Raw genomic sequence first — 25,435 nt, 5'->3', positions numbered from 1 at the left:
AGGGGTGGGGATGGCAGGGGTCAGCCGCGGAAGTAGCGGTTGGGGACAAAAGGCATGGCCGCGACTTCCATGGGCACGGGCTTGCCGCGCACGATGGCGTTGATGCGCGTGCCCAGGGCGGCGAATTCGGGCTTCACATAGCCCATGGCGACCGGCTGGTTGATCGTGGGGCCCAGCAGGCCGCTGGTGACTTCGCCTATTGAAGCGCCGTCGGTGCTTTGCAGTTCGGTGTGGTCGCGCACGGGCACGCGCTCCAGCGCCACCAGGCCCACACGCTTGCGGGCCAGCGTGGCGGGGTCGGCCAGCTGCGCCAGGATTTTGTCCGCGCCCGGGAAGCCGCCCGCGCGCGCGCCGCCGGTGCGCCGCACTTTTTGCATGGCCCAGTTGAGGTTGGCTTCGATCGGCGTGGTCGTTGTGTCGATGTCGTTGCCGTAGAGGCACAGGCCCGCTTCCAGGCGCAGCGAGTTGCGTGCGCCCAGGCCTATGGGCTTGACCTCGGGCTGGGCCAGCAGCGCGCGTGCCAGCGTTTCGGCCTGCGAGGCGTGCACGGAGATTTCAAAGCCGTCTTCGCCGGTGTAGCCGCTGCGCGTGAGGAAGCAGTCGCAGCCGGCGACGCTGAAGCGCCCGCCGGTCATGAACACCAGTTTTTCGACACCGGGCGCCAGGCGCTGCAGCGCGTTGACGGCCTGCGGGCCTTGCAGGGCCAGGAGCGCCATCTCGGGCATGGGAATGACTTCGCAGCGCGAGCCGATTTTGGCCTGGATGTGCGCGATGTCTCCCACCTTGCAGGCGCCGTTGACGATGACGAAGAGGTCGCCGCCGTTGGCGTAATCGCGGTTGAAGAACATCAGGTCGTCGATGATGCCGCCCTCGTCATTGAGCAGCAGGCCGTAGCGCTGCTTGCCGGCGGGCAGGTCGATCACGTCGACCGGGATCAGCGATTCGAGCGCCGCCGCGGCATCGGCGCCCACCAGGCGCAACTGGCCCATGTGGGACACGTCGAAGAGGCCGGCGGCCTGGCGCGTGTGGAGGTGCTCGGCCATCAGGCCCGCGGGATATTGCACCGGCATGGAATAGCCCGCGAAGGGCACCATGCGCGCGCCGAGCTCCACATGCAGCTCGTGCAGAGGTGTTTTCAGCAGGGTTTCAGGGGCGGCAGCGGAAGAGGTGGACGAATCGGACAAGGCATTCTCCGGGGGGCAAACAGGTTCTAAATCCATGAGCTTGCCCCTGCTGTCCACTTTACCTGAGAGATTCACCCGGCGATGCGGGCTTGCTCCTTCGGTGGGCCGCTTTGAAAACGGCCTCTCTCCAGTAGGGAACGCCTTGCCGCGTGGTGCGCCGCAGGGCGGTTGCCAGTCCTTTTGCCTGAGCGTTCAGTGCACCAAAAAGGGTTGCCCCGGGGTGTACGTGCGCCTTCGGCGGTTTTCGCGCGGAAAACTCTCTCCTGACCCCGTCGAGTGTAACGGATGCTGCCGTCGGCCCGGTCAGGCCGCCTGGTGCTGCGGCAGCAGCATGGCGATGCGCTCGCTGATGGAGTCGGCACGCTCGTGGCCCGCGATTTTTTCGATTTCTTCGATCATTTCGCGCGAGGCCGCCAGCATGCTGTCGCGGTCCTTGGCGTTGCGCAGCGCTTCGCGGAAGCGCTCGGCCATCACCGGGTCGCGCCGGGCGAACATGCGCTCGCAGATGTCGAAGAGGAACATGCGGGTGGTGGCGAGTGAGCGTTTGCCTTCAAACTGGTCGGCCGAAACCTGGATGGCCTGTGTGGTTTCGGGGCTCGGGAAATTTTGCAGCTGGGCCGGCGTGGGTTTGGGGACGGGCACCGGTGCAGGCACTGCGGCGGGCGGGGAGGTTTTGCCCGGGTGCGCTTCCAGAAAGCCTTCGCGCAACAGCCGCAGGGCGATGGCCTCGCCGTCGCCGTCGAACAGCGGGCGGAAGTCCTGGGCTGACTTGCTGCCGTCGGCCATCAGCAGCAAGGTGCGCTCGCGCTGGCCTAGCGTTCTCACGCCGGGCTTGAGCTCGGCGCGGGCACGGTCGGTTTTGTGGAGCTGCATGGATTTCATCCTGAAATGAAAGCCTGAGCATTACCTCCATAGATGACAAAGGCGTGAAACCCAGCCTGAAAAAAAGCTATTTGGCGTAGACCAGGTCGCGCAGGCCGAGCGAGAGTTGCGGTACGTAAGTGATCACCATCAGGCAGACCAGTATGACCCCTACAAAGGGCAGCAGGTGCGTCACGATGCGGTCCAGCGATATCCTGGCGACGGTGCAGGCCGCGAACAGGTTCACGCCGAAAGGCGGCGTGATCATGCCGAGCGCGAGGTTGACCACCATCACCAGGCCGAAGTGCACCGGGTCGATGCCGAAGTGCACCGCCACCGGCGCCAGGATGGGCGCCAGCACAATGATGGCGGCGCTGGTCTCGATGAACATGCCGATGATGAACAGCGCCGCGTTGACGCCCAGCAGGAAGAGGGCGGGCGACTTCAGCACCTCCTGCAGCCAGTGGCCTATGGCGTCCGGCACGCCGGCGCGGGTGATCAGGAAGGCGAACAGCCCGGCGTTGGCGATGATGAACATGATTACCGCGCTGGAAATCACCGACTTGCGCAAGATGACATACAGGTCCGCCAGCTTGATCTCACGGTAGATCACGATGCCGACGACCAGGGCGTAGAAGACCGCCACCGCCGAGGCTTCGGTCGGCGTGAAAATCCCACCGTAAATGCCGCCCAGGATGATCACCGGCATCAGTAGCGCCCAGCCGGCCTGCCAGGTCGCCTTGCCGAAACTCAGGCGGCCGTCGCCATCCTGTTTGCCCCAGCCCTTCCAGCGGCAGTACAGGTGCACAAACAGCATCAGCGCGAAGCCTATCAGCAGCCCCGGGCCGAAGCCAGCGATGAACAGTTCGCCAATGGAGACCTCTGCGCTCACGCCGTAGAGGATCATGGGGATGGACGGCGGGATGATCACGCCCAGCTCCGCGCTGGTGGCCTGCAGGGCCGCGGCGTAGGCCGTGGGGTAGCCGTGCTTGATGAGCGCCGGTATCAGGATGGCGCCTATGGCAAAGGTGGTGGCCACGGACGAGCCGGAGACGGCCGCGAAAATCATGCAGGTCAGCACGCAGGTCATGGGCAGGCCGCCCTGGACGCCGCCGACGATGCTTTTGGCGAACTCGACCAGCCGGCGCGAGATGCCGCCGGTTTCCATCAGGTTGCCGGCCAGGATGAAGAAGGGGATCGCGGCCAGCGGGAATTTGTTGATCGAGGAGAACATCTCCTTGACGGAGATCAGCATGTTGGCATTGGACGCCTGGATGCCGAAGATGGAGGCCAGGCCGATGGACACGGCCACGGAAACGGTGAGCGCAAAGCACAGCACCATCGTTGAAATCATCACCGCGGTCATTGCGCCGTCTCCAGTTCGTTGCGTTGGGGATCCAGCAGGTTGCCGATGATGCCGATCACGCAGAACATGCCGCCCACGGGCATGGCCACATAGCCCCAGAACATCGAGACGGACTCCAGACCGGCCATGGACTGCACGCGGCCGCGCAGCGAATAATCCCAACCCCACCAGACGATGACGGCGATCAGCGCCAGGGCGGCCAGGCACACCAGCCAATCCAGTACGCGCCGGATGCGCGGTGGGCTCCAGCGGTAAAGCACGTCCACGCTGACCATGGCGCCCTGCCGGAAGGCCATGGGGATGCCCATGAACACCATCCAGATCAGGCTCAGGCGGATCAGGATTTCGCTCCACTCGGCGGGCTGTTCAAGCACGAAGCGGGTGACGATCTGGAACATGCCGAGCGCCGAGGCGATGACCAGCATCAGGCAGGCCACCAGCATGGAGAAGCCGGTGGTCCAGCGTTCAAATGTGAGGAAGGCTTGTTTCATGAGGTGCGATAGAGAAGGGGGAAGAGCCGGTGCATGGAAAGCGCCCGCCAGTACGATGCCTGCGGGCGCGTTCGGTGAAAAAAAAGTGCGCAGGCCGGGCAGGGAAGCCTGCGGCCCGCGTGCCTTGCACTTACTTGTAGTTCCGGATCGCGTCGATGTTTGCCTTGCCGAACTGCTTCTCGAAATCGGCATTGACGGGTGCCAGCATGGCCACGAATTTGGACTTGTCGACGTTCTCGATCACGGTCATGCCCTTGGCGCGCAGCTCGGCCACGCCGTTGGCATCGTCCTGGTCGACGCGCGCGCGGTTGACCTTGGTGGCCTCCTTGGCCGCATCGACGAAGGCGGTCTTGTCGGCGGCGCTGAGCTTGTCGAAGGCCGCCTTGTTCATCACAAAAATGCAGGGCGAATAAACGTGGCCGGTCAGCGACAGGTGTTTCTGCACCTGGTCGAACTTGGCGGACATGATCACCGACAGCGGGTTCTCCTGGCCGTCGACCGTGCCTTGCTGCAGCGCGGTGAACACCTCAGGAAACGCCATCGGCGTGGTGATGATGCCCAGGCCCTTGTAGGCCGCGATGTGCACGGGGTTTTCCATGGTGCGCATCTTCAGGCCCTTGAGGTCTTCGGGCAGCTTCACGTCGCGTTTGCTGTTGGTCATGTGGCGAAAGCCGTTTTCGGCCCAGGCCAGCGCCTTGAAGCCTTTGGCGTCGAACTTGGTCAGCAGGTCCTGGCCGATAGGGCCGTCGAGTACCGCGCGCGCATGCGCCTTGTCGCGAAACAGAAAGGGTACGTCGAGGATTTTGGTCTCGGGCACGAAGTTGGGTATCGGGCCGGTGGACGAGAAAGCCAGCTCCTGGGTTCCCAGCTGCACGGCTTCAATCGATTCGCGTTCGCCGCCCAGTGCGCCGTTGTAAAAGGTCTGGACCTTGTAGCGGCCAGCCGTGCGTTTTTCGACCTCCTTGGCAAAGGTGTCGATGGCCACGCCCTGGTGCGAATTCTGCGCCGTGGAAATGCTGATCCGCATGGTGGTCTGCGCGTTCGCCGCCGCGATGAAACCCAGGCCCAAAGCCATGCCGACCAGCAGTTTTGAAATTTTCATGGTGTCTCCAAAATAATCGTTGTTCAGAAAATCCGCGATGACGGCGCCCGGCCGTATGCACACCTATTATTGCGTCGCTACCTTGGGCGCAGTGCGCGGGTTTTCGCTTAAATAGGCCGCAATAATGCTGTCAAAGTCGGGGTCGGGCAAGAGTCCCAGTCCCCGGGCCCGGCCCGCATCGATGACCGCCGGCCAGTTGGCCACGATGTTGGCGATGGCAGGGTCCGGCGTCCAGTCGATGAGGCCGGCGGCCTCTTTGCCCGCCACGCGCGCCAGCGCCGCGGCCATCTCGCCCACCGTGGTCTTCAGCGCCGGCAGGTTGATCGCCGTGCGCGCACCCCACTCGGCATCACCGGCCTCCGCCGCGCGTACCAGTCCTTCAATCGTTCGCGCCGGCGAGGCCAAGGCCACGGCCGTTTCGCGCGGCACCGGGCAGGCCGCGCGCTGGCCCGCCAGCGGCTCACGGATCATGCCGCTCAAGAAGCTCGAGGCCGCGCCGTTGGGCTTGCCGGGCCGCACGCTGACCGTCATCAGCCGCACGTTGCGCCCGCGTATGAAACCCTTGCGCGCGTAGTCCGCCACCAGTTGCTCGCCGATGAATTTCTGGATGCCGTAGCTGTTCTGCGGCGTGGGCAGCGTCCTGTCGTCGATCACCGGCGGCAGGGGCTGCGCGGGCGAATTGCCGAACACCGCGAGCGAACTCGCGAACACCACGGTGGGCGAGCTGCCCAGCTTGCGGCAGGCCTGCAGCAGCGCGCGCGTGGCGTCGACATTGCTGCGCATGCCGAGGTCGAAGTCGGCTTCGCATTCGCCGCTGACGGCAGCGGCCAGGTGAAAGACCAGCGCGTCGTCGGCGCGCACCACCTGTGATGCTGTGTCGCTGGTTTCGAGGAGTTGGTTAAGGTCGCCGACCACCGCACGAATCCGCGAATCCGCCGCCAGCGCCGCGGGCGGTGCAACTCGGTCGATCAATGTGATGGTCTGGATGATTTTCGGCGCGCCGCCCGCAAGAGAAAGTTTCCCCTGTTCGAGTAGCTGCCGTGCCAGCCTGGCACCCAGGAATCCGGCGCCGCCGGTAATAACGATGTTCATGTATCTTTTGTCTCCGTACTCTCTGTTTTATTCACCGCGGTTTGCTGCCGGGCGCGCCGCACAGTTTAGGTTTTTTCCTTCATCTGCGTAAATCTGCGTAATCTGCGGATAAAGAATTTCATCCACAGATTACGCAGATTAAAACAAGACGCCTGTGGATATGCCGGTACCAAGTCTTACCGCGACCTGAGCTTGAGCAACCGATCACGCGCGGCCGCCAGGTGTTCACGCAAGGTGTACCAGCGCTCCGAGAACTCATCGGGCAAATCCAGCGCCACCACCTGGCGCTCGATGTTGTCCAGCCGCTCCAGCAACTGCCGCAGCGCCATCGGGTTGTCGGCGGCGACTTCGTCCATGTCGTTTTCCAGGAACTTCAGGTCGCCGTAAAAATGATTGAGCGCCGAGCTGATGCGCCAGTCGAACAGCTTTGGAATCCACGCCAGCATCAGCAGGGCGATGGCCAGGATGGGCCCGATGGCATAGAACACCAGTTCCGCGTACTGCGCCGTGCGGTAGGGCAGCAGGGTTTCCATCCAGGGGCGGGCGCCCAGGCTGTAGGCGCGGGCCGTGGGGGACAGCGGGAAGTCGCTGCCGCGAAAGCTCGGGAACTGGCCGTGGCGCTGCAGGAAGTTGGGTATCTCGTGGATCTCGACGGCGGCGTCGAGCAGGGCGCGCTGCAGGGCCGGGTGCACGTCGGGCCGTACCAGCAGGTGGGTTTGCAGGCTCATCAGCGTGAGGTCTTTGGGCGGGATGTCGCCGCGCAGCTCGATCGCGCCTTGCGGCAGCAGCAGCGGCTGCAGGCGCGGGTTCTGGGCGGCCAGCGCGCCGGCGTGTTCGGCGCCCAGCAGCAGGATGCCGCTGCTGCGTGTCAGCAGCTGCACGGCCTGCGAGTCGTCACCGGCCGCCTGGAACACCAGGTCGACCTTGCCGTCCATTAGCGCATTGGCGGCAGCTACGCCGGTGGCATTGTCGAACTGGACGTCCGCGGGCCGCACGCCGGCGTGCGCCAGCATCAGCCTGGCCGCGATGAAGGACGAGGACGAAGCCGGCCCCGCCGCGATGCGCAGGCCCCTGGCCTGCGCCAGCGACGAGGGCCCGCCGGTGGTGGAAAAAATCCATACCGGCTCCTGGCCGACGACGGCCAGCGCCTGCACGGGGGTGTCGGCGTTCGCGTAGATGCCGTGGGCAAAGCCTATGCTGGTGGTCTCACTCGTCCGCGTCAGCCGGTCCAGCGAGCCTTTCTGCGTGTCCGAATACACGACCTCGGCGCGAACGCCTGTGCGCTCGAGCTGCTCGGCGTAGCGCTGCGCCAGCATCGAATAACCGTCTTGCGGCGAGCCTGCACTTATCACCACTTCGGCGGGCGGCAGCACCTTCCATTGGGTGGCGGACCACCACAAGGCCAGCGCCGCGCACAGCAGCACGGGTACGTAGAACAGCCACCAGCGCCGGCGGTAAAGCAGCAGCAGCTTCATCGCTTACCGCCCCCTCATCCGGTAAAGCCGCTGGCGCACGAACTCGATGTGCTGGTGCAGCGTGTAGCAGCGCGCCATCAGGTCGCGCGGCGTGGCAAAAGCCATCATGGCCTTGTCGATGCCGTTCAGGCGGATCAGGAAACGTGTCAGGTCCAGTCCCGAGAGCGATTCCTGGCCCAGGTCGTTCTCAATGAACTTGAGCTCGCCATACCAGCGGTTGACCCGGCTTTCCAGAACCCAGCGCAGGTAGGCCGGGACCAGCCGCATCAGCCACAGGGCCAGCAATGCCAGCGGCAGCACGATCAGCAGGATGCGCTCGGTGACCTGCGCCCACCAGAAGGGCAGCACGCGTTCCAGCCAGGGCAGGCCGTGCGTCAGGGTCTCGCGCGCCTGCGGTGCGGTGGGAAAGTCGATGCGCCGCAGCGAAGGGAAATCGCCGGTGCGGTGAAACAGTCCGCCGCCGGCGTGCACGTCCATGGCCACCGCGATGGCCAGGCGCTTGAGGGCGGGGTGCAGGCCCTCGCGCGCCACCAGGCTGGCCGAAGTGGTCAGCAGCGTGATGTCGCGCGGGGGAAGCCGTGCGTCCAGCGTGCCCTGCGCCAGCAGGCGCGGCTCGAGGTAGGGGTTGCGCTCGGTGATGGCGGCGGACTTGCGGATGTTCGCCAGGTGGATGCCCGGCAGGCTCAGCATGTTCTGCACGGCGAAGGACTCAGGCGCGGCGACCAGGAAGACCACGTCGATCGCGCCCTGCCGCAGCGCCTGCACGGCCGGGCTGCTGGTCAGCGGCGAGAGCGTCAGGTCCTTGGCCTCTATCCTGGCCTGCTCCAGCAGCCTGAGCGCTACCTTGCGGGTCCCGCTGCCCTCGGGGCCTATGGCCACGCGCAAGCCTTGCAACTGATTGAGCGAATCGATCTCGCGGCCGCGCGTGAAAATCCACACCGGCTCCACGTCCACATTGACCAGGGTCTCGACGCGGCTGCGGTCGCGCCTTTCCAGCGAGGTGCCCAGATAGCCGAAGCCGCCCTGCATTAGGGCCAGGTCGACGGGTGTGCCGGCCCGGCGAAGGCGTTCAAGGTTTTGCTGCGAACCGGCCGAGGTCTGGATCTCCAGCGTGATGCCGTGGTCGGCGAATTTTTCGGCGTAGCGCTGGGCGTGAAGGTAATAGGCGCCGTCCGCGGCGGCGGTGCTGATGCTCAGCCGGTCGGGCGGCATGGGGTAGGCGAACATCCACAAACCGGTGGCCGTGGCGGCGGCTGCGAGGACGATCGGAAACCGGATCCACAGCCATTTGCGTTGGTATAACTTCGCCATGCGCACAGGGAAGAGTCCTGTAAAAGGTTGTACCTTTATAACGCAAAGCTGTTACTTTCCTCACGCGGAGTAACGCGAAGGATGAAGCCGGAAGCGCCGCCGCCTCATTGCGCCCATCAAAGGCGTGTCAAGCGGGTGCTGTTTTCGTTTCTTTTGGTTTGGACCTGGAACCGGTCGTGCCCAGCAGCCAGAGGTTGAGGCCCGCATGCCGGCTGATGAGCAGCGCCGAGACGATGGGGCCTGCAAGGCCTGCGGCCAGGCCGGCCATCATCAGCACATAGGTGTCCGTGACACCTATCTTCTTCAAAAGGATGCGGCTTGCCGCGGTGAAGAACACATGCAGCAGGTAGATCGCGAATGAATAGGAGCCGACGTAGGCCATACGGGGAGAGCTCCATCCGCTGCGCAACAACAAAAAGGCGCTGCAAACACCGAGCCCGAGCGCAGGTATGGAGGTGCCCTGTTCGGAGAACTGTGGAAGCAGCATGGCCGCGGTGGCGGCGCAGATGAAGACGGCCGCCGCGATGCCGCGCGCGGCGGGGCCGCCTATCTCGAAGCGCTTGCAGGCCAGGCCCGCGAGGAAAAACGGCAGCAGGTAGACCGCGCCCTGGGCGGCAAAATAATTCGGCGGGCTGAAGTAATCGAACAGCACCGCGCTCAAGGCCCAGACCAGCGCGAAGCCGGCCGGCGTGGCAAGCGCTTTCAGGTGCTCCAGCAGGATGACAACCAGGAAGACGATGAACAAGGCTTCCAGGAACCAGAAGTGCCCCACCGGCACGATGTGCAGCAGCCACCAGCGGTCGACGGCGTTGTTGGCACCCGGCGTGAACGCCTGTACGACCGCAAAAAGGGTTCCCACCGTGACCAGCGGAAGCAGCAGCCTGCGCACCTTGCCCTTGATAAAGCCGAGCGGGCGGCCCTGGTAGGGACGAAAGGCGTAGACGTAGCCCGAGATAAACGAGAACAGCGGCATGCGGATGTAGGCCAGCGCTTCATTGAAGATCTGCAGCCAGTGCCCTTCGGGGATCCTCAATCCGGTGGTGGGGGTGTCTCCCACCACATGGAACAGGACCAGCAGGACGCAGGCAATGCCTCTGAGCGTATCCACCTCAAGGCTGCGTTTCATTTTCTGGCCGGTCATCGGATGCGGGTTCCTCTCTTGATGGTGCGCAAAATATCCCGACACCCGGATCGCGGGGTCGTGTGAGCGCGTGTCTCTGCGCGCATGTCTGCGTTGGAATGCCTAGAGCGTAATCAAGCAAGGCGGCAACTTCGGGTCCGAAAAAAAGCAAACTGTTGCAAGCCGTATCGTTTTATGCGGCATCCCTCATCAAGCAAACAGCTGTTACGTTGTTGCAACGAATGCGCAACCTTTTCGTCAAATGAATCAATCGGGAAAACCCTAAACTGGGCTCGTCTCCTACATCAACTGTCTCGCTTGGCGCATGGTGCCTCCCGGCGATTTGTTCGATCCTCAATCAGCCGTTCAGTAGCGCCCCCTTACACAGGCGAGCTCGTGGAACAAATACAGGAAGTGACCTCCAGACATGAATTTTCAGACTCCGCTTTCAAGCGAAGATTCCGCGCGCTATGCGGCGCTGGTCGGCCAAAGCGCGGCCATCACGCGGCATGCCGAACTGCTGGCCTGGCTGCAGGGCGACATGCAGCAGTGCCTTCCCCACGACATCCTGCTGGCGGGCTGGGGGAATTTCCAGGAGGGCGCTGTGCAGCACGACGTGGTGTCCAGCTTGCCGGGCGCGCGCTCCTATGCCCCGGGCACGGACGGCCTGCCTTTTCTTCTGGGAAAGTTCCACGAATGTTGGCTGGCCGCCGGCCGGCAACCCTGCAGCCTGGACTTCAGTGAATTCGAATACCTGCTGGGCCAGGCGAGCCTGCCGGGCTCTTTTAGCGACAGCCTGCGCGGCATGCGCTCGGTGCTGATCCACGGCTTGCAGGATGAGCGGGCGCAGCAGGACTGCCTTTATGTCTTGATGGGTGCCCGGCATATTCCCATGGAACCGGCGCGCACGGCCATGCGCATGCTGATGCCCAGCATGGACGCCGTGCTGCGCCAGCTGGCGCCCCTGCCGCAGCAGCGCCGCCCTGCGCCGGCTACGCGCGGCGCCGCCGAGGACGCCTGCGGCCTCAGTGAGCGTGAGACGCAGATCATGGCCTGGGTGGCCATGGGAAAAACCAACTCCGAGATAGGCGCCATCCTGAACATCAGCGGCTTCACCGTGAAGAACCACATGCAGCGCATCTTCCAGAAGCTCAATGTCTTTAACCGCGCGCAGGCGGTTTCCAAAGTGACGAGGGTCAGTATCTATGGCTGAAGCCAACCAGCTCCAATCCGCGTCCGCCTGGCTCAACCAGCGCGAGCCCCGCTCCATGGGCCTGGGGCGCAGCCACCTATTTACCGCCGTCGAAGCCGGGCTGGACCCGCTGGTGCTGGTGTTCTCGCTGTGGGCGCTGGCGTTTTATTTTGAGGGCTCGGTGCGGCCCGCCTACCTGATCCTGTCCGTGATCGTGTTCTCGCTGACGTTTCCGGGCAGCTCCCAGTTGCGCCTGCCGGTGTGGAAGGTGTTCTCGACCATCGCCTTTCACTGGATATGGATCGCCGGCCTGCTGCTGCTGACCGGCTATGTGACGGAGTACTTCCACAAATTTTCCATGACCGTGCTGATGCACTGGCTGTGGGTCGCGCCCGTGGCCCAGGCCGGCGCGCACCTGGCGCTCAGGGCCGCGGCGCCGCAGCTGCTGAAACTGCAAGGGCCGGCGCGCGGCGCGGTGATCGTCGGCATGAACGAGCAGGGTGTTTCGCTGGCCAGGCACATCGCCGGCTCGGCCTACTCGGGCATTGAACTGAAGGGCTTTTTCGACGACCGCGGCGAGGAGCGCCGGGAAGCGCAAGACGAGCACCGGCTGGTCGGAAAGATCGACGACCTGCCGGCCTACGTCAAGCAGCACCGCATCCAGTTCATCTACCTGTCGCTGCCCATGGCCTCGCGGCCGCGCATCCTGCAGGTGCTCGACGGCCTCAAGGACACCACCGCCTCGATCTACTTCGTGCCGGACATGTTCATTACCGACCTGATCCAGGGCCGCAGCGACACGGTGTGCGGCGTCACGGTGATCTCGGTCTGCGACACGCCGTTCCGCGGTGTCAACGGCTTCCTCAAGCGGGCCAGCGACATCGTGCTGTCGCTGCTGATCCTGCTGCTGATCTTTCCCGTCATGGGGGTCATCGCCCTGCTGGTGAAGCTGGACTCGCCGGGCCCGGTTATCTTCAAGCAGCGCCGCTACGGCCTGGACGGCGAGCAGATCCTGGTCTACAAATTCCGCTCCATGGCCGTCACCGAAGACGGCGCCGCGATACGCCAGGCCAGCAAGAACGACATGCGCGTCACCCGCCTGGGCGCCATCCTGCGCAAGACCTCGCTCGACGAACTGCCGCAGTTCATCAATGTGCTGCAGGGCCGCATGAGCATCGTCGGCCCGCGCCCGCACGCCGTGGCGCACAACGAGATGTACCGCTCGCTCATCAAGGGCTACATGGTGCGCCACAAGGTCAGGCCCGGCATCACGGGCTGGGCCCAGGTCAACGGCCAGCGCGGCGAGACCGACACGCTGGACAAGATGCAGTCGCGCATCGACTGCGACCTGGACTACCTGCGCAACTGGTCGCTGCAGCTGGACTTTTTCATCATCCTGAAAACCATTCGCCTGGTCTTCAAGGATGGCGCGGCGTATTGATATTCAGAGTTGAGAGATTCGGGATTCGCCGAAGTTTGTTGAGTTTTTTGAGTTTGTTGAAGTGTTGAGTTTTTTTGAAGTTTGTTGAAACCGGAATAACCAAAAAAAAGAAAGGAAAAAAGGCGTGGCCTTGCCAACCCATTAGGACAAAAGGACTATCGCCTCCCCATCATGAATCCGCTATCTTCATCTCATCCCCCCGCGGCTCCCACTCCATGCGGCGACTGCGGGCTGCCCACGACTCCCAGTCTTGCCGTTTCCGGCGCGGAGGGCCCCCTTTCCTTGAGTCCCCATCGCAAACTCCTCCCGATTCCTTTACTGCTGCTGAGCCTGTTCCCGCTCGCCACGTACGCCGACGACCTGGACACGCTGCAGTTCCGGCTGGGACAAAGCATCACCCACGACAGCAATGTCTTTCGGCTGTCCGACTCCGCCAACACGCAGGCGCTGCTGGGAAGGCCGGAGCGCGACGACAACGTGTCGGTGACGACGGCGGGCTTCAAGATCAACAAGCCCTTCGGGTTGCAGCGTTTCGAGTTCGACGCCAATATCGAAGACCATCACTACAGCCGCTTTTCCTACCTGGATTTCACGGCGGTGAACTACGCGGCCGCCTGGCGCTGGAGCTTCACGCCGGCCCTGCATGGCAACCTGACGAGCGACAGCCGCGAGTACGTCGACACCTACGCCGACGTGCAGGGCGCCGGGCAGATCAACCGCCGGACCAACCGCTCGACTATTTTTGACGCGGAATATGAGCTCGACGGCGCATGGCGCGTGGTGGGCGGATTGTTCGAGCGCACCAGTACCAACAGCCAGCCCAACACTTTCGAAGGCGACACCAGGATCCACGGCGCCGAGGCCGGCGTGCGTTATGTTTATCCCTCCGGTACTTCCATGGCCTACCGCTTCAGGGAGGGCAAGGGCGAATACCCGGGCCGCTTCCTGGCGCCGGGGGTTGGCGGCGATTTCACCGACCGTGAGCATGAGTTCCGTGTTGACTGGGCGCCCAGCGCCAAGACCATGCTGCGGGCCAAGGTCGCGCACCTGGACCGTAACCACGACGGCCTGGGCGCGCGCGACTTTTCCGGTGTGACCGGCCAGCTCGACGCGGCCTGGTTCATCACGCCGAAAACCACCCTGGCCGGCGGCCTGGTGCGCGAGCTGGCCAGCTACCAGACCACCACCGCCAGCTATTACGAGGGCTACCGCTTCTTCATTGCCCCGACCTGGAAGCCCACCGAAAAAACCGCCGTGCGCCTGCGCTACGACCACGGCGCGCGCGACTTCAAGGGCCCGCTGCCGGGCTTCGCGGCGACCAACCGCCGCGATACCACCAACCTGCTGTCGCTGGCGCTGGAATGGCAGGCGATGCGCGCGCTCAAGTTGACCGCATCGATGCAGAGTGACAGGCGCAAATCGAATGAGCCGGGTTTTGACTACAAGAGCAATTCCTTCGGTCTGTCAGCCGACGCAAGTTTTTGATGAGAGCTTCCCATGGCCGGCCCTTCCTGCTTTTGAATTTTCCTGAATCCACGCTTTCCCGAGAGGCCACAAGATGAACCCGCTGATGCTGAAATCCATGACCCGATACCTTCTGGCTCCGCTGCTGTGCGCGCTTGCCGCGCCGCTGTGGGCTCAAACCGCCCCGACGGCCCCGCCGCCGCCCGCGGCGCCTCCTGCCGTGCAGGCCGCGGCGACAACGACGCCGGTGGCGCCGGCTTCGGTGGCGGCCACGCCCAGCCTGCCCAACAGCCAGGACTACCGGCTGGGCGCCGGCGACGCCATCGGCGTGCAGGTCTACCAGAGCCCGGATCTTTCCATCGATGCGCGTGTATCCGAAAGCGGTGTGATCAGCTATCCGCTGGTGGGCAGCGTGCAGCTCGGCGGGCTGACGATCGCCGAGGCCGAGAAGAAGATCGGCGACGCGCTGCGCAGCGGCGGCTTCGTCAAGGTGCCGCAGGTCAACATCGTGCTGCGCCAGGTGCGCGGCAACCAGGTGGCGGTGCTGGGGCAGGTGAGCCGGCCCGGCCGCTTCCCGCTGGAGACCTTCAACACCCGTGTCAGCGACATGCTGGCCGCAGCCGGCGGCACCACCCCGACCGGTGACGACGTGCTGATCGTCACCGGCCAGCGCGACGGCAAGCCGTTTCGCAAGGTCATCGACATCCCGGGGCTGTTCCTCAACGCCAAGTCGGACGAGGACATTGTGGTGACCGGCGGGGACACCCTGTACGTCAACAAGGCCCCCATGTTCTACATCTACGGCGAGGCGCAGCGCCCCGGCCCCTACCGCATCGAGCGCGGCATGACGGTGATGCAGGCGCTGGCCCAGGGCGGCGGCCCCACGGTGCGCGGCAGCCAGAATCGCCTGAAGCTGCATCGCCGCGACGCCTCGGGCAAGGTGGTGGAGACCACGCCGAACCTGAACGACCCGGTACGTCCCGAGGACGTGCTGTACGTCCGTGAAAGCCTTTTCTAAACAGCCATGACTGGAAAGCCATGACACTCCATCAATTTTTACTGATCCTGCGGGCCCGCTACGGCGTGGCCCTGCTGGTGATTCTGCTGGCCATCTCGGCGGCTTTGGCGGTCAGCCTCGTGCTGCCGAAAAAATACACGGCGCAGACCGCCGTGCTCGTCGACGTGCGCTCTCCCGACCCGGTGGCCGGGGCCGGTAGCGCGCCCATACAGGGCCTGGTGGCGCCCAGCTACATGGCCACGCAGGTCGACATCATCGGCGGTGACCGCGTCGCCCAGCGCGTGGTGAAGACGCTCAAGCTCGACGAGAACCCGCGCACCAAAGAGCGCTGGCTGGAAGCAACGGAAGGCCGCGGCACGCTCGAAGGCTGGATCGCGGATTCGCTGCAGAAGCGCCTGGACGTGCGGCCCGCGCGCGAAAGCAATGTGATCAACATCACCTACAAGGGCAGCGAGCCCGAAGAGGCCGCCAACGTCGCCAACGCCTTTGCCCAGGCTTACCTCGACATCAACCTGGCGCTGAAGACCGAACCCGCCCGCATCTATGCGGAATGGTTTGACGAGCAGACCAAGGCCTCGCGCGCCAAGCTCGAAGAAGCCCAGGCCCGCCTGTCCGAATATCAGCAAAAGGCCGGCATCGTCAGCAGCGACGAGCGCGTGGATTACGAAACCACCAAGCTGGCGGAGCTGTCCTCGCAGCTCACGACGGTGCAGGGCGACACCACCGACAGCCAGAGCAAACGCGGCTCGCGCGGCGACACCATCGCCGAGGTGATGCAAAGCCCGCTGATCAACGGCCTGAAAGCCGACGTGGCGCGGCAAGAGGCCAAGGTGCAGGAGATCGGCGTGCGCCTCGGGGAGAACCATCCCGAGCGCCAGCGCGCCGAATCCGAACTGGCCGCCCTCAAGAGCCGGCTGGCCAGCGAAACCGGGCGCATCAATGCCTCCATCGAAACCACCTACCGCGTCGGCAAGGACCGCGAACGCGAACTGCAGGGTGCCGTCGGCGCGCAAAAAGCCCGCGTGCTGGCCATCAACAAGCAGCGCGACGAACTCAACGTCTACCGCCGCGACGTCGAGTCGGCCCAGCGCGCCTACGAAACCGTGAGCCAGAGCGCCTCGCAGACGCGCCTGCAAAGCCTGACCAACCAGACCAATGTGGTGCGCCTCAATGTGGCGACGCCGCCCGTGATGCCGTCCAGCCCGAGGTTGCTGGTCAACCTGCTGGTTGCCGCGTTCGGCGGGACGCTATTGGGCATCGCCTGCGCCTTGCTGCTGGAGCTCGCCAACCGCCGCGTGCGCTCCGCCGAGGACCTGGTGCAGATGCTGGACCTGCCGGTGCTGGCCAGCATTTCTTCGAGCACGGGCAACACCCGGCTCAGCGGTCCGCGCCGGCTGGCGCTCGGTATGGGAGGATAGACATGAACCGAAACAACAACGCAACGGTGGCGCGCCCCGTTCCCCTGACGGTGCCCAGCAAGCCGGCCACCGGTTCGGCTCGCTCGATAGGCGCCATCCTGGTCGATGCCGGGCGGCTCTCGCCGCTCGATGCCGAGCGCATCGTGCATTTCCAGAAGGACCGCGGCGCCCGCTTCGGTGACTCCGGCAAAGCGCTGGGGCTGCTCACCGACGACGACGTGCGTTATGCGCTGTCGGTGCAGTTCGACTATCCCTACCTGGCCCGCGAAAGCAATTTGAGCCGCGAACTGGTGGCGGCCCACCACCCGAACAGCCAGCCTGTTGAGCAACTGCGCGCGCTGCGCAGCCAGCTGATGCTGCGCTGGTTCGACACCGGCCCGGACCGCCGCGGCCTGGCCATCGTCAGCGCCGGCTCACGGGAGGGGCGCAGCTATATCTCGGCCAACCTGGCCATCGTGTTTTCGCAGCTGGGCCTGCGCACCCTGCTGATCGACGCCGACATGCGGGCACCGCGCCAGCACCTGCTGTTCAACCTCGGCAAGGGCGCCGGCCTGTCGGACATGCTGGCCGGCCGCGCCGGGCTGGAGGCCGTGGTCAGTGTCGCGGCGCTGCAGGACCTGTCGGTGCTGCCGGCCGGTGTCATTCCGCCGAATCCGCAGGAGTTGCTGGGCCGGCAGGAGTTTTCGCGGCTGCTGCAATCGCTGGGCCAGGACTTCGACATCATCATCATCGACACGCCGCCCGCCAGCGAGTGCGCCGACGCCCACACGGTGGCGGTGCGCGCGGGCGCGGCGCTGGTGGTGGCGCGTCAGAACACCAGTTCGGTGCCGCAGATGACGCGCTTCACGCACAGCCTGCGTGAGTTCGGCGTGGCGATGGTGGGCTCGGTGCTTAACGATGCTTGAGGCGATGCAGGAGGCGTCCGCCCGAGAGGCGGTCCGCCGCAGCCAGCAGCGCCGCGCCCAGCAGGCCGCCGGCCGCGTCGGCGGCCAGGTCGGCCCAGCTCGCACTGCGGCCCGGCAGGAACACCTGGTGCAGCTCGTCCATGCCACCGACAAGGAGGGCACCCGCGAGGCAGCACAGGACCATGCGCCAGCCGCGCATGCCGCCAGCCAGGCCGGCGGCCATGCCGACCACGGCAAAGGTCAGCAGATGGGCCAGCTTGTCCCAGGGCGCGGGAAACAATCCCACGGCCACCGGCTGGGCGCCGCCCACGTACAGCACCGCGGCGCTCATGACGACCGTCAGCGCCGCGAGGACGCGCACGGTGCGCTGGAAATTTTCAAGGGAAAGTGCTTTGGCCATGAGCCCGATTTTCTCATGGCGCAGTCCCGCGAGCGGAGAGTTTCATGCTGAATCCCGCTGTCGACAGCCCGACCGACTGGCGTGGGCGCTGGTCGCTGCTGCTGGAGAAGATCGAGCGTGTGCAAAGCCCCGCCCAGGGACAGGCCTTGCTGGCTGAATTGAGCCAGCCCCGCGCGCCGACGGTGCTGGCCTTCGCGAACGCGCACGCGATGAATTCCATGGCGGTGTCGGCGCCTTTTTTTGACGCGATGCAGTCGGCCGACAGGGTGCTCAGGGACGGCTCGGGCATGGCCACGCTTTTCAAGCTGCTGCGCATGGAGCCCGGCCTCAACCTCAATGGCACCGACCTGATTCCGCAATTGATACGCGCATTCGACGGCCGCGGCATCGCGCTGTTCGGCACGCGCGAGCCTTACCTCGACAAAGCCCGGCAGCGCGTGCGTGAGGAGCTTGCCCCGCACAGCGAGGTCATACACGCCCACGGTTTTCTCGACGTGCATGCCTACGCCCTGCTGGCGGCGGAGCACCGGCCGGCGCTGATCGTGCTCGGCATGGGCATGCCGCGGCAGGAAGAAGTCGCGGCCCAGCTGCGCAGCGTACTGGGCTTTCCCTGCCTGATCGTCTGCGGCGGCGCCATCATCGATTTCCTGGGCGGCAAGACACCGCGCGCGCCGATGTGGATGCGCCGGGCCGGGCTGGAGTGGGTGTTCCGCCTTGCGCTTGAGCCGCGCCGGCTGTTCCAGCGTTATGTGGTCGGCAATCCGCTGTTCCTCACGCGGGCACTGCGGCTGGCGTCACTTAGCCGGCGCTGATCCGGAGCCGCTCAAAAACCCTCCTGGCGTTGTTGCAGCCGCCTTGCCGTGCTGGAGCACTGTCTGCGGCGTCGCGCCTAGCCAGGACCGCTTCGCTGGGTTTTGTGAGCAGCTCTAGCTGGCGTTAATGCCAGCGTCCGTAGCTGCTGTTGCCGAATGGGCGGCCTGGGCCACGGGAATGTCTTCCTCGTCGTACCGGTTGTCCACGTCGGGCGTGCAGTCGCGCCTGACGATCTTCCCGGGATTGCCGAGCACCACTGAATAGGGCGGAACATCCTCGAACACATAGGCGCCGCCGGCAACACGGCTGCCTTTGCCCACGGTGACGCCGCCCACGATGATGGCGTGCGGGCCTATCCAGACCTCGTCTTCGATCACCGGGTACAGGGTGTGCCTGCGGCCCTGCGCATCGATATGGTCGCGCTGGCCCAGCGTGACGCCATGGAACAGCGTGACGTTGCGGCCTATGCGCGCGCCTGCGTTGACGACGATGCCGCGCCCATGGGTGAGCGCCAGCCCAGGGGCGATCTCGGTGCGCCAGGGAATCTCGATGCCGGCCAGCTGGCTCGCCAGGCGGTAGAGCAGCCGCGCGGGCAGCACGGCCAGCAGGCGCCAGCTGGGCGGCAGTTGCTGCGCGGCCTGGCACAAGCGCAGGCAGGCGAGCACACGAAACGCCGGGTCCAGCAGCGCGGCCTTGAGGGTGGACTGGGCGTCGGTTTGCCCGGACTTTCGGTAGGTGTCGGCTTTCAGGGCGTGCATATCATGTTGTCCAGGGTGGGCTGGCTGGCGGCGGGTGCGCAGAACCACAAGGCGGAGTCGCGCAGGCCGTCGGCATAGGGTGTCCATTGCACGCCCAGCTGCCGGGTGGCCGCCTGCGTGTCCAGGTGTATGTGCTGCGACCACAGGCCCAGCAGGCCCGGCGGCAGGGCGTCGGGCAGTTTCAGGCCGTGGCTGCCCAGCCGCCTCAGGGCCAGCTCGGCCGCCTTGAGCGGAGGGCCGCAGAGCCAGGCGTCAAGCTGGAGCCGGCGCCGGCCCAGGCGGCGCACGGGCGTAGCCTTGATCTCCAGGGCCAGGTCCACAAAATACTCGTTCCAGCGCGGGCTGTCGGGCGTGGCCAGATTGAACACCGGCATTTCGCCCGGCGCCACCGGCAGTTGCAGCGCCAGCAACAGCGCCTGGCAGACGTCGTCGACGTGGACCAGGTTGGCCCAGCCGTCGCCCGCGATGCCCAGGTCGCCCAGGCGGCCGGCCTGCAGCCAGCGGCCTATGCGTCCCACCCACAGCTGGCTGCCAGGGCCGAAGACGCAGCCGGGCCGCAGCAGGACCGCCTCGCCGCCGTGCTGCACGAAGTCGCGCATGGCGGCCTCGGCCTCGCATTTGGCCTTGCCGTACCAGCCCAAGCCCGGATCCAGCGGCGCGTCCTCACGCACATTGCCTTCGGCGGGGCCGTAGACGGACATGGTGCTCAGGTGAACAATGCGCCGGCAGTCGGCCTGCAGCGCGGCCTGCGCCAGCGCGCGCGCGCCGCCGGCGATCGAGGCCGCATCGCCCGCCACGCAGTTGACGACGGCATCAAAACCTTTCAGCGCCGATGCCAGTTCGCGCGGGTCGCGGCTGTCGAGTTCCAGCCAGCTCGCGGTGTTTTTCATGTGCCGGGACGCGCCCGTGGCCACGGCCCAGGGCGTGGCGTGCAGCATCTCTAGCAGGCGCGTGCCTATGTGGCCGGAGGCGCCCAGTACCAGGACTTTCATGCGGCCTCCTTCATCTGCAGCGGCGAGCGCTCGGCGCGCAGCTGCCGCGACAGGAAGTCGCCCAGCCGCAGCGACAGCGCGATCAGTGTCAAGGTCGGGTTGGCCTGGCTGGAGGTCGGGAAGACCGCGCTGCCGGCGACAAACAGGTTGCGCACCGAATGCACGCGGCAATCCGCGTCGACCACGCTGCTGCGCGGGTCAGTGCCCATGCGCGCCGTGCCGATGTGGTGGCCGCCGTAGGCGCCGAAGCGCATCAGGTCTTCTTCCAGCGTGTGGCGGTTGTAGTCGAAGCGGGCCTTGCCGCTGCGCTCGAATTCCTGGGCCATCACGTCCAGGGTCGCGCCCACGGAGTCGATGTCGGCGCGGCTGTAGCGCCAGTCGACCTTGAGGCGCGGCATGCCCAGCGCATCGACGCCGCCGGCCAGCGTGACCCGGCTGTGGGCCTGGGGGATCTGTTCGCCGTGCACTTCCAGGCTGAAACGGTTGCTGCGGTTGCGCAGGATCACCGAGGGAAATTTTCGCTCCGCCAGGGTGCGCTTTGCCAGCCAGTGCGCCAGGAAGGCCGTGGTGTCCAGCGGGTCGGCGACGACGTTGAGCAGGTGGCGCGCATAGACGCCGGCCGTCGGCGGCGCGCCGTCCTTCAGGCGCTTGCTGTATTCGTAGCTGATCATCTTGCGCGCCAGGAACAGGCCCGACAGCACGCCGCTGCGGTGGGCAGGGTCGGTGATGCGCGGGAAGTGCAGGCGCGCCACCGCGTTGGCCAGGCCCAGGCGCTGCTGCTCGCTGGCCGCGACCGAGAGGCGGCGCCGGCAATAAATGCCTTCAGGCGAGATCTCATAGCCGTGCCGCACGTCGCGCGTCGGCCCGTGCACCGTCAGCATGCCGACGTTGCCGGCGATGTGGCACATGTAATAACGGCCGACCACGTCGTGCGTGTTGCCCACACCCTGCGGCGCTACGTCGCGCGAGGCCAGCAGCAGCCGCGCGGTCTCAAGCCCGCCCGCGGCCAGCACCGTGCTGCGCGCGGCGACGGTAAATTGCGTGCCGGCCAGCGTGCGCACTTCGAGTTCACGCAGCGCCTGGCCGTCGGTCTGCAGCCCCAGCGCGGTGCAGTTGGCGCCCGTCAGGACCTCGAGCGTGGGCGCCAGCGCCAGCCGCTTGGCATAGCGGCTGCCGAAATGCGTGGGGCAGGAAAAGCGCTCCAGCCCGTTGCTGAGCACGCGCGGGCTGTCGAAGCCGGCGATCAGGGGACCTGTCCCCGGCTCCAGGGCCTCATTCGCGTCATACAGAAAACGCCCGGCCTCGGCCAGGGCGTTGGCGCGCGGGTACCAGGGCAGCAGGTCGCCGTAGGACAGCGGCCAGCCGCTGTGCGGAATATGGGCGCGGGTTTCAAAGTCGATGGGATCGAAAGGCATGCAGCGCCCGCCCCAGATCGCCGAGGAGCCGCCCAGCCGCCGCTGCCGGTATTTGCCGGGCGGGCTGTGCAGCTGTTCGTCGGCGACCTCGCCTTCGTACAGGTCTTGCGTGGGCGCATGCGCCTGCAGCTGGCCCGACTCGAGCAGCAGCACGGCGTGCCCCTGGTCGCTGAGCGACAGTGCCAGCGCGATGCCGGCCGGGCCGCTGCCGACCACGCAGACGTCCGCCTCCAGGCGGCTGCCGTTGGGGATGGCGCCGGCGTCGCGGATCATGCCGCGCCTTCCTGTGAAGCCGCGGCAGGGCGCAGCAGCCGTCCGGCCACGCCGAAATCGCGCTGGTGGATATGGGCCACGCTGGAGAAAAAATGGGCGATGGAAAAGGTCTGCTCGTACAGCGCCCTGCCGTTGCGTTCCAGCGCAGCGCGCAGTTCCGCATCCTGCAGCACGCGGCGCAGGCAGGCCGCGATGCCGGCCACGTCGCCGGGCTGCACAAAGCAGGCATTGACGCCGTCGCTGAGCACCGTCGGTATCTCCCCGACGGGGCTGCACACTACCGCAACACCGTTGGCCAGTGCCTCCAGGATCACCAGCGGCAGGCCTTCATCGTAAGAGGGCAGGACCAGCACGTCGGCGCGCGCCATCAGCCGGGCCACCTGCTGCTGGTCCGACCATCCGGCAAAACGCACGAAGCTGTCTATGCGCAACTGCCGGGCTTTGGCCTCATAAGCTTCGACGTCACCGCCGCCGGCCAGGGTCACTTCCAGGCGGGCCGTGTCGAGGCCGGGCAGGGCCAGCGCCTGCAGCAGGTCGGTCACGCCCTTGCGCTCCGACAGGTTGCCCACGAACAGCACGCGCTGCATGGCGGAATCGCCGGCGACGCGGCGCGCATGGGTGGGCTCGGGCACGCCGTTGATGACGATGTCGACGCGCTCGGGCGCCACGCCCAGCTCCTCGATGACAAAGCGCCGCGCGGCCGAGCCCAGCACCACGACACTGGCCGGCAGCGAGAACACCCAGCGCGTCAGCGCCCGCAGCGGGCGTGGCAGCGACTGGTAAAAATGGTGCAGCTGCGCGGCATGCAGGTGTAGCACCACCGGAACGCCCAGGGCGCGGCAGGCGGCGATGACGGCGCCCTTGCGGAACAGGCTCAGCCGCTCCGCCATGTTGACGTGCACACCGGCCAGCCGGCCACTGAGCCTGCCGCGCGCTATGCGGGCCAGCGCGGTGGCGAGCACCCAGAAGGAATACAGGGCGTTGGCGCCGCCGCGCGTGTCGAGCGGCCTGAGCTCGGCGGCTTCCGCCGAGGCAAGGCTGGCCGAAGAGGCCTGGGCCTGGATCAGGTAATCCGCCACCTTGAACATGCCGCCGCCCAGCGGCGTCCAGGGGCAGGCGATGTAGATGTAGCGGCCTTCGCGTTCGCGGATGGCGGTGCGTGGCAGCGATTCGGTTCGCATCGGGTGATTACTTTCCGGGATGTTGGTAAGAGAGCTTGGGCGCGCCGAACAGGGCGCGCTTGAAGAAGGCGGTCATGGGCCGCTCCAGCCACACATAGGAGAGGCAGCCCGCCACAGCCACGGCCAGGCCGACGGCCAGCATGATGGCCAGGCTGTCCTGCACGCCCAGGCGCTTGAGCGCCTGCACGCCGGCCGGCACCACAAAGGTGTGCGACAGGTAGATCGAATACGAGGCGTCGCCCAGGAAGGACAGGCGCGAAGCCAGCGGCGCGCGCACGGTCCAGGGTTCCATCCAGACGGCGCCCAGCACGATGAGCGCGGCGCCGCAGCCCCAGGTGGCGAAGCGGTCGGCCGAGTGCCCCCAGTCGGGCGCGAACATGTACAGCGCGCCGGCCGCCATCGCCACCAGGCCCGCCAGCGGCCCGGGGCGGCGGAAGTGCAAAAAGGCATGGGCGATGCAGACGCCGAGGATGAACTCGAACACGATGGTCTGGGCGTAGAAGTTCAGCGCGACCGATTCCGGCAGCAACCGCCCCGCCGCGAAGATCAGCACAAAGGCCGCCAGGCAAAACCGGATGCGCGGTGCGCCCAGGGCGATGGCCACGGCGAACACCGCATAAAACAGCATTTCAAAATTCAGGGTCCAGCCGACAGGCAGCGTGGGCTGCACCAGGCCCCAGGGGCTCATGCTGGGGATGAAGAGCAGCGAGGCCGCAAGGTGGCCGGGCTCCACCGAGGAGCGCGCGGCCAGCGCCGGCATGGCCAGCAGCAGGGCCACCTTGAGCAGGGTGTAGAACCAGTAGAGCGGCGCGATCCTGACCAGGCGGCGGCGCATGAAGACCCAGGCCGCGTCCATGCGCGCCGGCCCGTCCGCCGGCAGCGAGGCGGTCGACATGGCCATGACAAAACCGCTGATCACAAAAAAGATGTCCACCCCCGCCGAGCCCGCCCCCCAGTAATGGCTGGGCCCGGTTCCGCTGATGTGCATGGAGATGGCCTGGGTGATGTGCATCACCACGACCAGCATGGCCGCGGCGAAGCGCAGCACCTGCACGCCGGTAAATTGCTGCGTTTCGCCTTTCAATGGGCGGCCCCCTGGATTGCAGGGTGATGCGTCATTGCCGAGTCCTTGACAATCCGGCTTGCGATGGCCTCGCGGGCCGGCCGCTGCCGGCGAAGCAGGCCGCGTATGAGGCCTGCGGCATTGAAACACCAGGAAACCACTGAATAAAGTGCCTTGGTTGCGGACCGTTTTCGCCAGGTCATCAACAGCACCGGCGCCGTGGCGATGGCGCAGAAAAACGCCAGGCGCAGGGATGCGGAAACCGGCCAGAACACCAGGCTCGCCATGACCGCCCACCAGCCGAGCACTGCCAGGTACAGGCGCAATTCCCGCAATCCCTCCAAAGCCAGATGCAGGCGCGGCTTGCCCGCCGCCGCGCGGACAAGTTCACCCAGTCCGCAGATATACCGGGTGCGCCAGCGCCGCATCAAAAGGCGATAGGGTGGTGCGTCGTGCCCGAAGTGATTGACGGCATCCACCGGCAAGCGCCAGAGGCGCCAGCCGAGGGCGCGTAGCCTGATGGCCAGGTCAAATTCTTCGTAGCTGTGAAGGTTTCGGTCGGAAAGATAGCCTGCGGCCTCGATGGCGCTGCGGCGGTAAAGCCCGCCGCCGTCGAGCCTGTCCACTTTGCCCGGCCGCAGGTGCGGGGAGTCCCGTTCACCACGCGCCATGTACTCGAGGCTCTCGGTGTTTTGCTCCACCACGCGTCCGCCCACGCCTGCAACATCCTCATGGGCCTCCAGGAAGGCGAGGGCTTTCTCAAGAAAGCCCTCCTGCATCTGCATGTCGCCATCGAGGATATAAATGAAGTCGCCATGCGAATGCTGGTAGCCGAGCTGCGGACCGACGCCGCAGCAGCGCTCATTGGGATTGGCCAGCTGGACGATGCGTATGGGATACGTGCAGGCCAGCTCCACCGTGCGGTCCGTCGAGCAGGAGTCGGCCAGGATGACTTCTCCGCCAACGGCGGAGACGGCGCGCAGCGCACTTTCAATGGTCGCCCGAATGCGTTGTTCTTCGTTCAGGGCCTTGATGACCACGGAGACCCGGCACGAGTGCCAGAGGGGTGTCATTTTTCGGGGCAATTTCTGGTTCATTTT

The 25,435-nt window shown here is 65.9% G+C and carries 23 protein-coding genes and 2 riboswitches; of the genes, 7 read left to right on the top strand and 16 right to left on the bottom strand.

All coding sequences use genetic code 11. The features are described 5' to 3' along the window. Positions 1-20: 20 nt before the first annotated feature. The 9 genes from gcvT to AC1D1F_RS20095 form a co-directional block, all read right to left on the bottom strand. Positions 21-1,184, bottom strand: a complete 1,164-nt coding sequence (gcvT, locus tag AC1D1F_RS20135) for a glycine cleavage system aminomethyltransferase GcvT (protein WP_477700812.1) — start codon at positions 1,182-1,184, stop codon at positions 21-23. Between the two features lie 39 nt (positions 1,185-1,223). Beyond that, positions 1,224-1,325, bottom strand: a riboswitch (glycine riboswitch). Between the two features lie 21 nt (positions 1,326-1,346). Next, positions 1,347-1,460: riboswitch (glycine riboswitch) on the bottom strand. A 27-nt stretch (positions 1,461-1,487) separates the two neighbouring features. Further along, positions 1,488-2,057, bottom strand: a complete 570-nt coding sequence (locus AC1D1F_RS20130) for a hypothetical protein (protein ID WP_477696786.1) — start codon at positions 2,055-2,057, stop codon at positions 1,488-1,490. A gap of 76 nt (positions 2,058-2,133) precedes the next feature. Further along, positions 2,134-3,411, bottom strand: a complete 1,278-nt coding sequence (locus AC1D1F_RS20125; protein ID WP_477676244.1) for a TRAP transporter large permease — start codon at positions 3,409-3,411, stop codon at positions 2,134-2,136. Beyond that, a complete protein-coding gene (locus AC1D1F_RS20120) occupies positions 3,408-3,902 on the bottom strand; it encodes a TRAP transporter small permease (protein ID WP_477676243.1) in 495 nt (164 codons plus the stop codon). Before AC1D1F_RS20120 ends, AC1D1F_RS20125 begins: the two co-directional genes overlap by 4 nt. A 130-nt stretch (positions 3,903-4,032) precedes the next feature. Further along, the gene (locus AC1D1F_RS20115) at positions 4,033-5,004 is read right to left on the bottom strand and encodes a TRAP transporter substrate-binding protein (RefSeq protein ID WP_477676242.1); all 972 of its coding nucleotides are present in this window, start codon (positions 5,002-5,004) and stop codon (positions 4,033-4,035) included. Positions 5,005-5,070: 66 nt separating this feature from the next. Beyond that, entirely contained in the window at positions 5,071-6,096 is a 1,026-nt protein-coding gene (denD, locus tag AC1D1F_RS20110) for a D-erythronate dehydrogenase (RefSeq protein WP_477676241.1), read from the bottom strand. Positions 6,097-6,272: 176 nt separating this feature from the next. Continuing rightward, positions 6,273-7,571, bottom strand: a complete 1,299-nt coding sequence (locus AC1D1F_RS20105) for a TAXI family TRAP transporter solute-binding subunit (RefSeq protein WP_477676240.1) — start codon at positions 7,569-7,571, stop codon at positions 6,273-6,275. A 3-nt stretch (positions 7,572-7,574) separates the two neighbouring features. Beyond that, complete coding sequence (locus AC1D1F_RS20100; protein WP_477676239.1) at positions 7,575-8,882, bottom strand: TAXI family TRAP transporter solute-binding subunit; 1,308 nt, start codon at positions 8,880-8,882, stop codon at positions 7,575-7,577. 127 nt (positions 8,883-9,009) lie between these two features. Next, positions 9,010-10,008 (bottom strand): acyltransferase family protein, encoded by a 999-nt coding sequence (locus AC1D1F_RS20095; protein WP_477676238.1) that lies wholly within the window; start codon positions 10,006-10,008, stop codon positions 9,010-9,012. A gap of 421 nt (positions 10,009-10,429) precedes the next feature. On the opposite strand from AC1D1F_RS20095, the gene epsA reads away from it, so the two are divergent. The 6 genes from epsA to epsG all read left to right on the top strand — a co-directional run bounded on the left by epsA (position 10,430) and on the right by epsG (position 17,440). Continuing rightward, positions 10,430-11,215 (top strand): XrtB/PEP-CTERM-associated transcriptional regulator EpsA, encoded by a 786-nt coding sequence (epsA, locus tag AC1D1F_RS20090; RefSeq protein ID WP_477676237.1) that lies wholly within the window; start codon positions 10,430-10,432, stop codon positions 11,213-11,215. Beyond that, entirely contained in the window at positions 11,208-12,635 is a 1,428-nt protein-coding gene (locus AC1D1F_RS20085) for an undecaprenyl-phosphate glucose phosphotransferase (RefSeq protein WP_477676236.1), read from the top strand. The genes epsA and AC1D1F_RS20085 overlap by 8 nt, the downstream gene beginning before the upstream one ends. A gap of 282 nt (positions 12,636-12,917) precedes the next feature. Continuing rightward, positions 12,918-14,120, top strand: coding sequence for an XrtB/PEP-CTERM-associated polysaccharide biosynthesis outer membrane protein EpsL (gene epsL / locus AC1D1F_RS20080; RefSeq protein ID WP_477676235.1), 1,203 nt, complete (start codon positions 12,918-12,920; stop codon positions 14,118-14,120). A gap of 97 nt (positions 14,121-14,217) precedes the next feature. Continuing rightward, the gene (gene epsE / locus AC1D1F_RS20075) at positions 14,218-15,117 is read left to right on the top strand and encodes a polysaccharide export protein EpsE (RefSeq protein WP_477676234.1); all 900 of its coding nucleotides are present in this window, start codon (positions 14,218-14,220) and stop codon (positions 15,115-15,117) included. A 20-nt stretch (positions 15,118-15,137) separates the two neighbouring features. Further along, positions 15,138-16,535, top strand: coding sequence for a chain length determinant protein EpsF (gene epsF / locus AC1D1F_RS20070; protein ID WP_477676233.1), 1,398 nt, complete (start codon positions 15,138-15,140; stop codon positions 16,533-16,535). A gap of 2 nt (positions 16,536-16,537) precedes the next feature. Then, on the top strand, positions 16,538-17,440 hold the full coding sequence (gene epsG, locus AC1D1F_RS20065) for a chain length determinant protein tyrosine kinase EpsG (RefSeq protein ID WP_477676232.1): 903 nt from the start codon (positions 16,538-16,540) through the stop codon (positions 17,438-17,440). On the opposite strand, the gene AC1D1F_RS20060 is transcribed toward epsG, so the two are convergent. Beyond that, complete coding sequence (locus AC1D1F_RS20060) at positions 17,427-17,840, bottom strand: VanZ family protein (protein WP_477676231.1); 414 nt, start codon at positions 17,838-17,840, stop codon at positions 17,427-17,429. The genes epsG and AC1D1F_RS20060 overlap by 14 nt on opposite strands. Before the next feature lie 44 nt (positions 17,841-17,884). Between AC1D1F_RS20060 and AC1D1F_RS20055 the strand changes: the two genes are divergently transcribed. After that, positions 17,885-18,652, top strand: coding sequence for a WecB/TagA/CpsF family glycosyltransferase (locus tag AC1D1F_RS20055; RefSeq protein ID WP_477696784.1), 768 nt, complete (start codon positions 17,885-17,887; stop codon positions 18,650-18,652). 114 nt (positions 18,653-18,766) lie between these two features. On the opposite strand, the gene AC1D1F_RS20050 is transcribed toward AC1D1F_RS20055, so the two are convergent. From AC1D1F_RS20050 to AC1D1F_RS20025, 6 genes are read right to left on the bottom strand one after another with little or no spacing between them, the layout of a single operon-like run. Continuing rightward, positions 18,767-19,411, bottom strand: a complete 645-nt coding sequence (locus tag AC1D1F_RS20050; RefSeq protein ID WP_477696783.1) for a serine O-acetyltransferase — start codon at positions 19,409-19,411, stop codon at positions 18,767-18,769. Continuing rightward, positions 19,399-20,403 (bottom strand): NAD-dependent epimerase/dehydratase family protein, encoded by a 1,005-nt coding sequence (locus tag AC1D1F_RS20045; protein ID WP_477676228.1) that lies wholly within the window; start codon positions 20,401-20,403, stop codon positions 19,399-19,401. Before AC1D1F_RS20045 ends, AC1D1F_RS20050 begins: the two co-directional genes overlap by 13 nt. Beyond that, on the bottom strand, positions 20,400-22,091 hold the full coding sequence (locus tag AC1D1F_RS20040) for an FAD-dependent oxidoreductase (protein ID WP_477676227.1): 1,692 nt from the start codon (positions 22,089-22,091) through the stop codon (positions 20,400-20,402). Before AC1D1F_RS20040 ends, AC1D1F_RS20045 begins: the two co-directional genes overlap by 4 nt. After that, a complete protein-coding gene (locus AC1D1F_RS20035) occupies positions 22,088-23,272 on the bottom strand; it encodes a glycosyltransferase family 4 protein (RefSeq protein WP_477696782.1) in 1,185 nt (394 codons plus the stop codon). Before AC1D1F_RS20035 ends, AC1D1F_RS20040 begins: the two co-directional genes overlap by 4 nt. A 7-nt stretch (positions 23,273-23,279) precedes the next feature. Continuing rightward, a complete protein-coding gene (locus tag AC1D1F_RS20030; protein WP_477676225.1) occupies positions 23,280-24,356 on the bottom strand; it encodes an acyltransferase family protein in 1,077 nt (358 codons plus the stop codon). Continuing rightward, positions 24,353-25,432 carry a glycosyltransferase family 2 protein gene (locus AC1D1F_RS20025; RefSeq protein WP_477696781.1) on the bottom strand — a complete coding sequence of 360 codons (1,080 nt, stop codon included), beginning with the start codon at positions 25,430-25,432 and terminating at the stop codon, positions 24,353-24,355. Before AC1D1F_RS20025 ends, AC1D1F_RS20030 begins: the two co-directional genes overlap by 4 nt. Positions 25,433-25,435 lie beyond the last annotated feature (3 nt).

The sequence above is a fragment of the Polaromonas sp. P1_H6 genome (assembly GCF_056405195.1).
The sequence above is the reverse complement of the archived record's forward strand: the minus strand, read 5'-3'. Positions and strand labels throughout refer to the sequence as shown.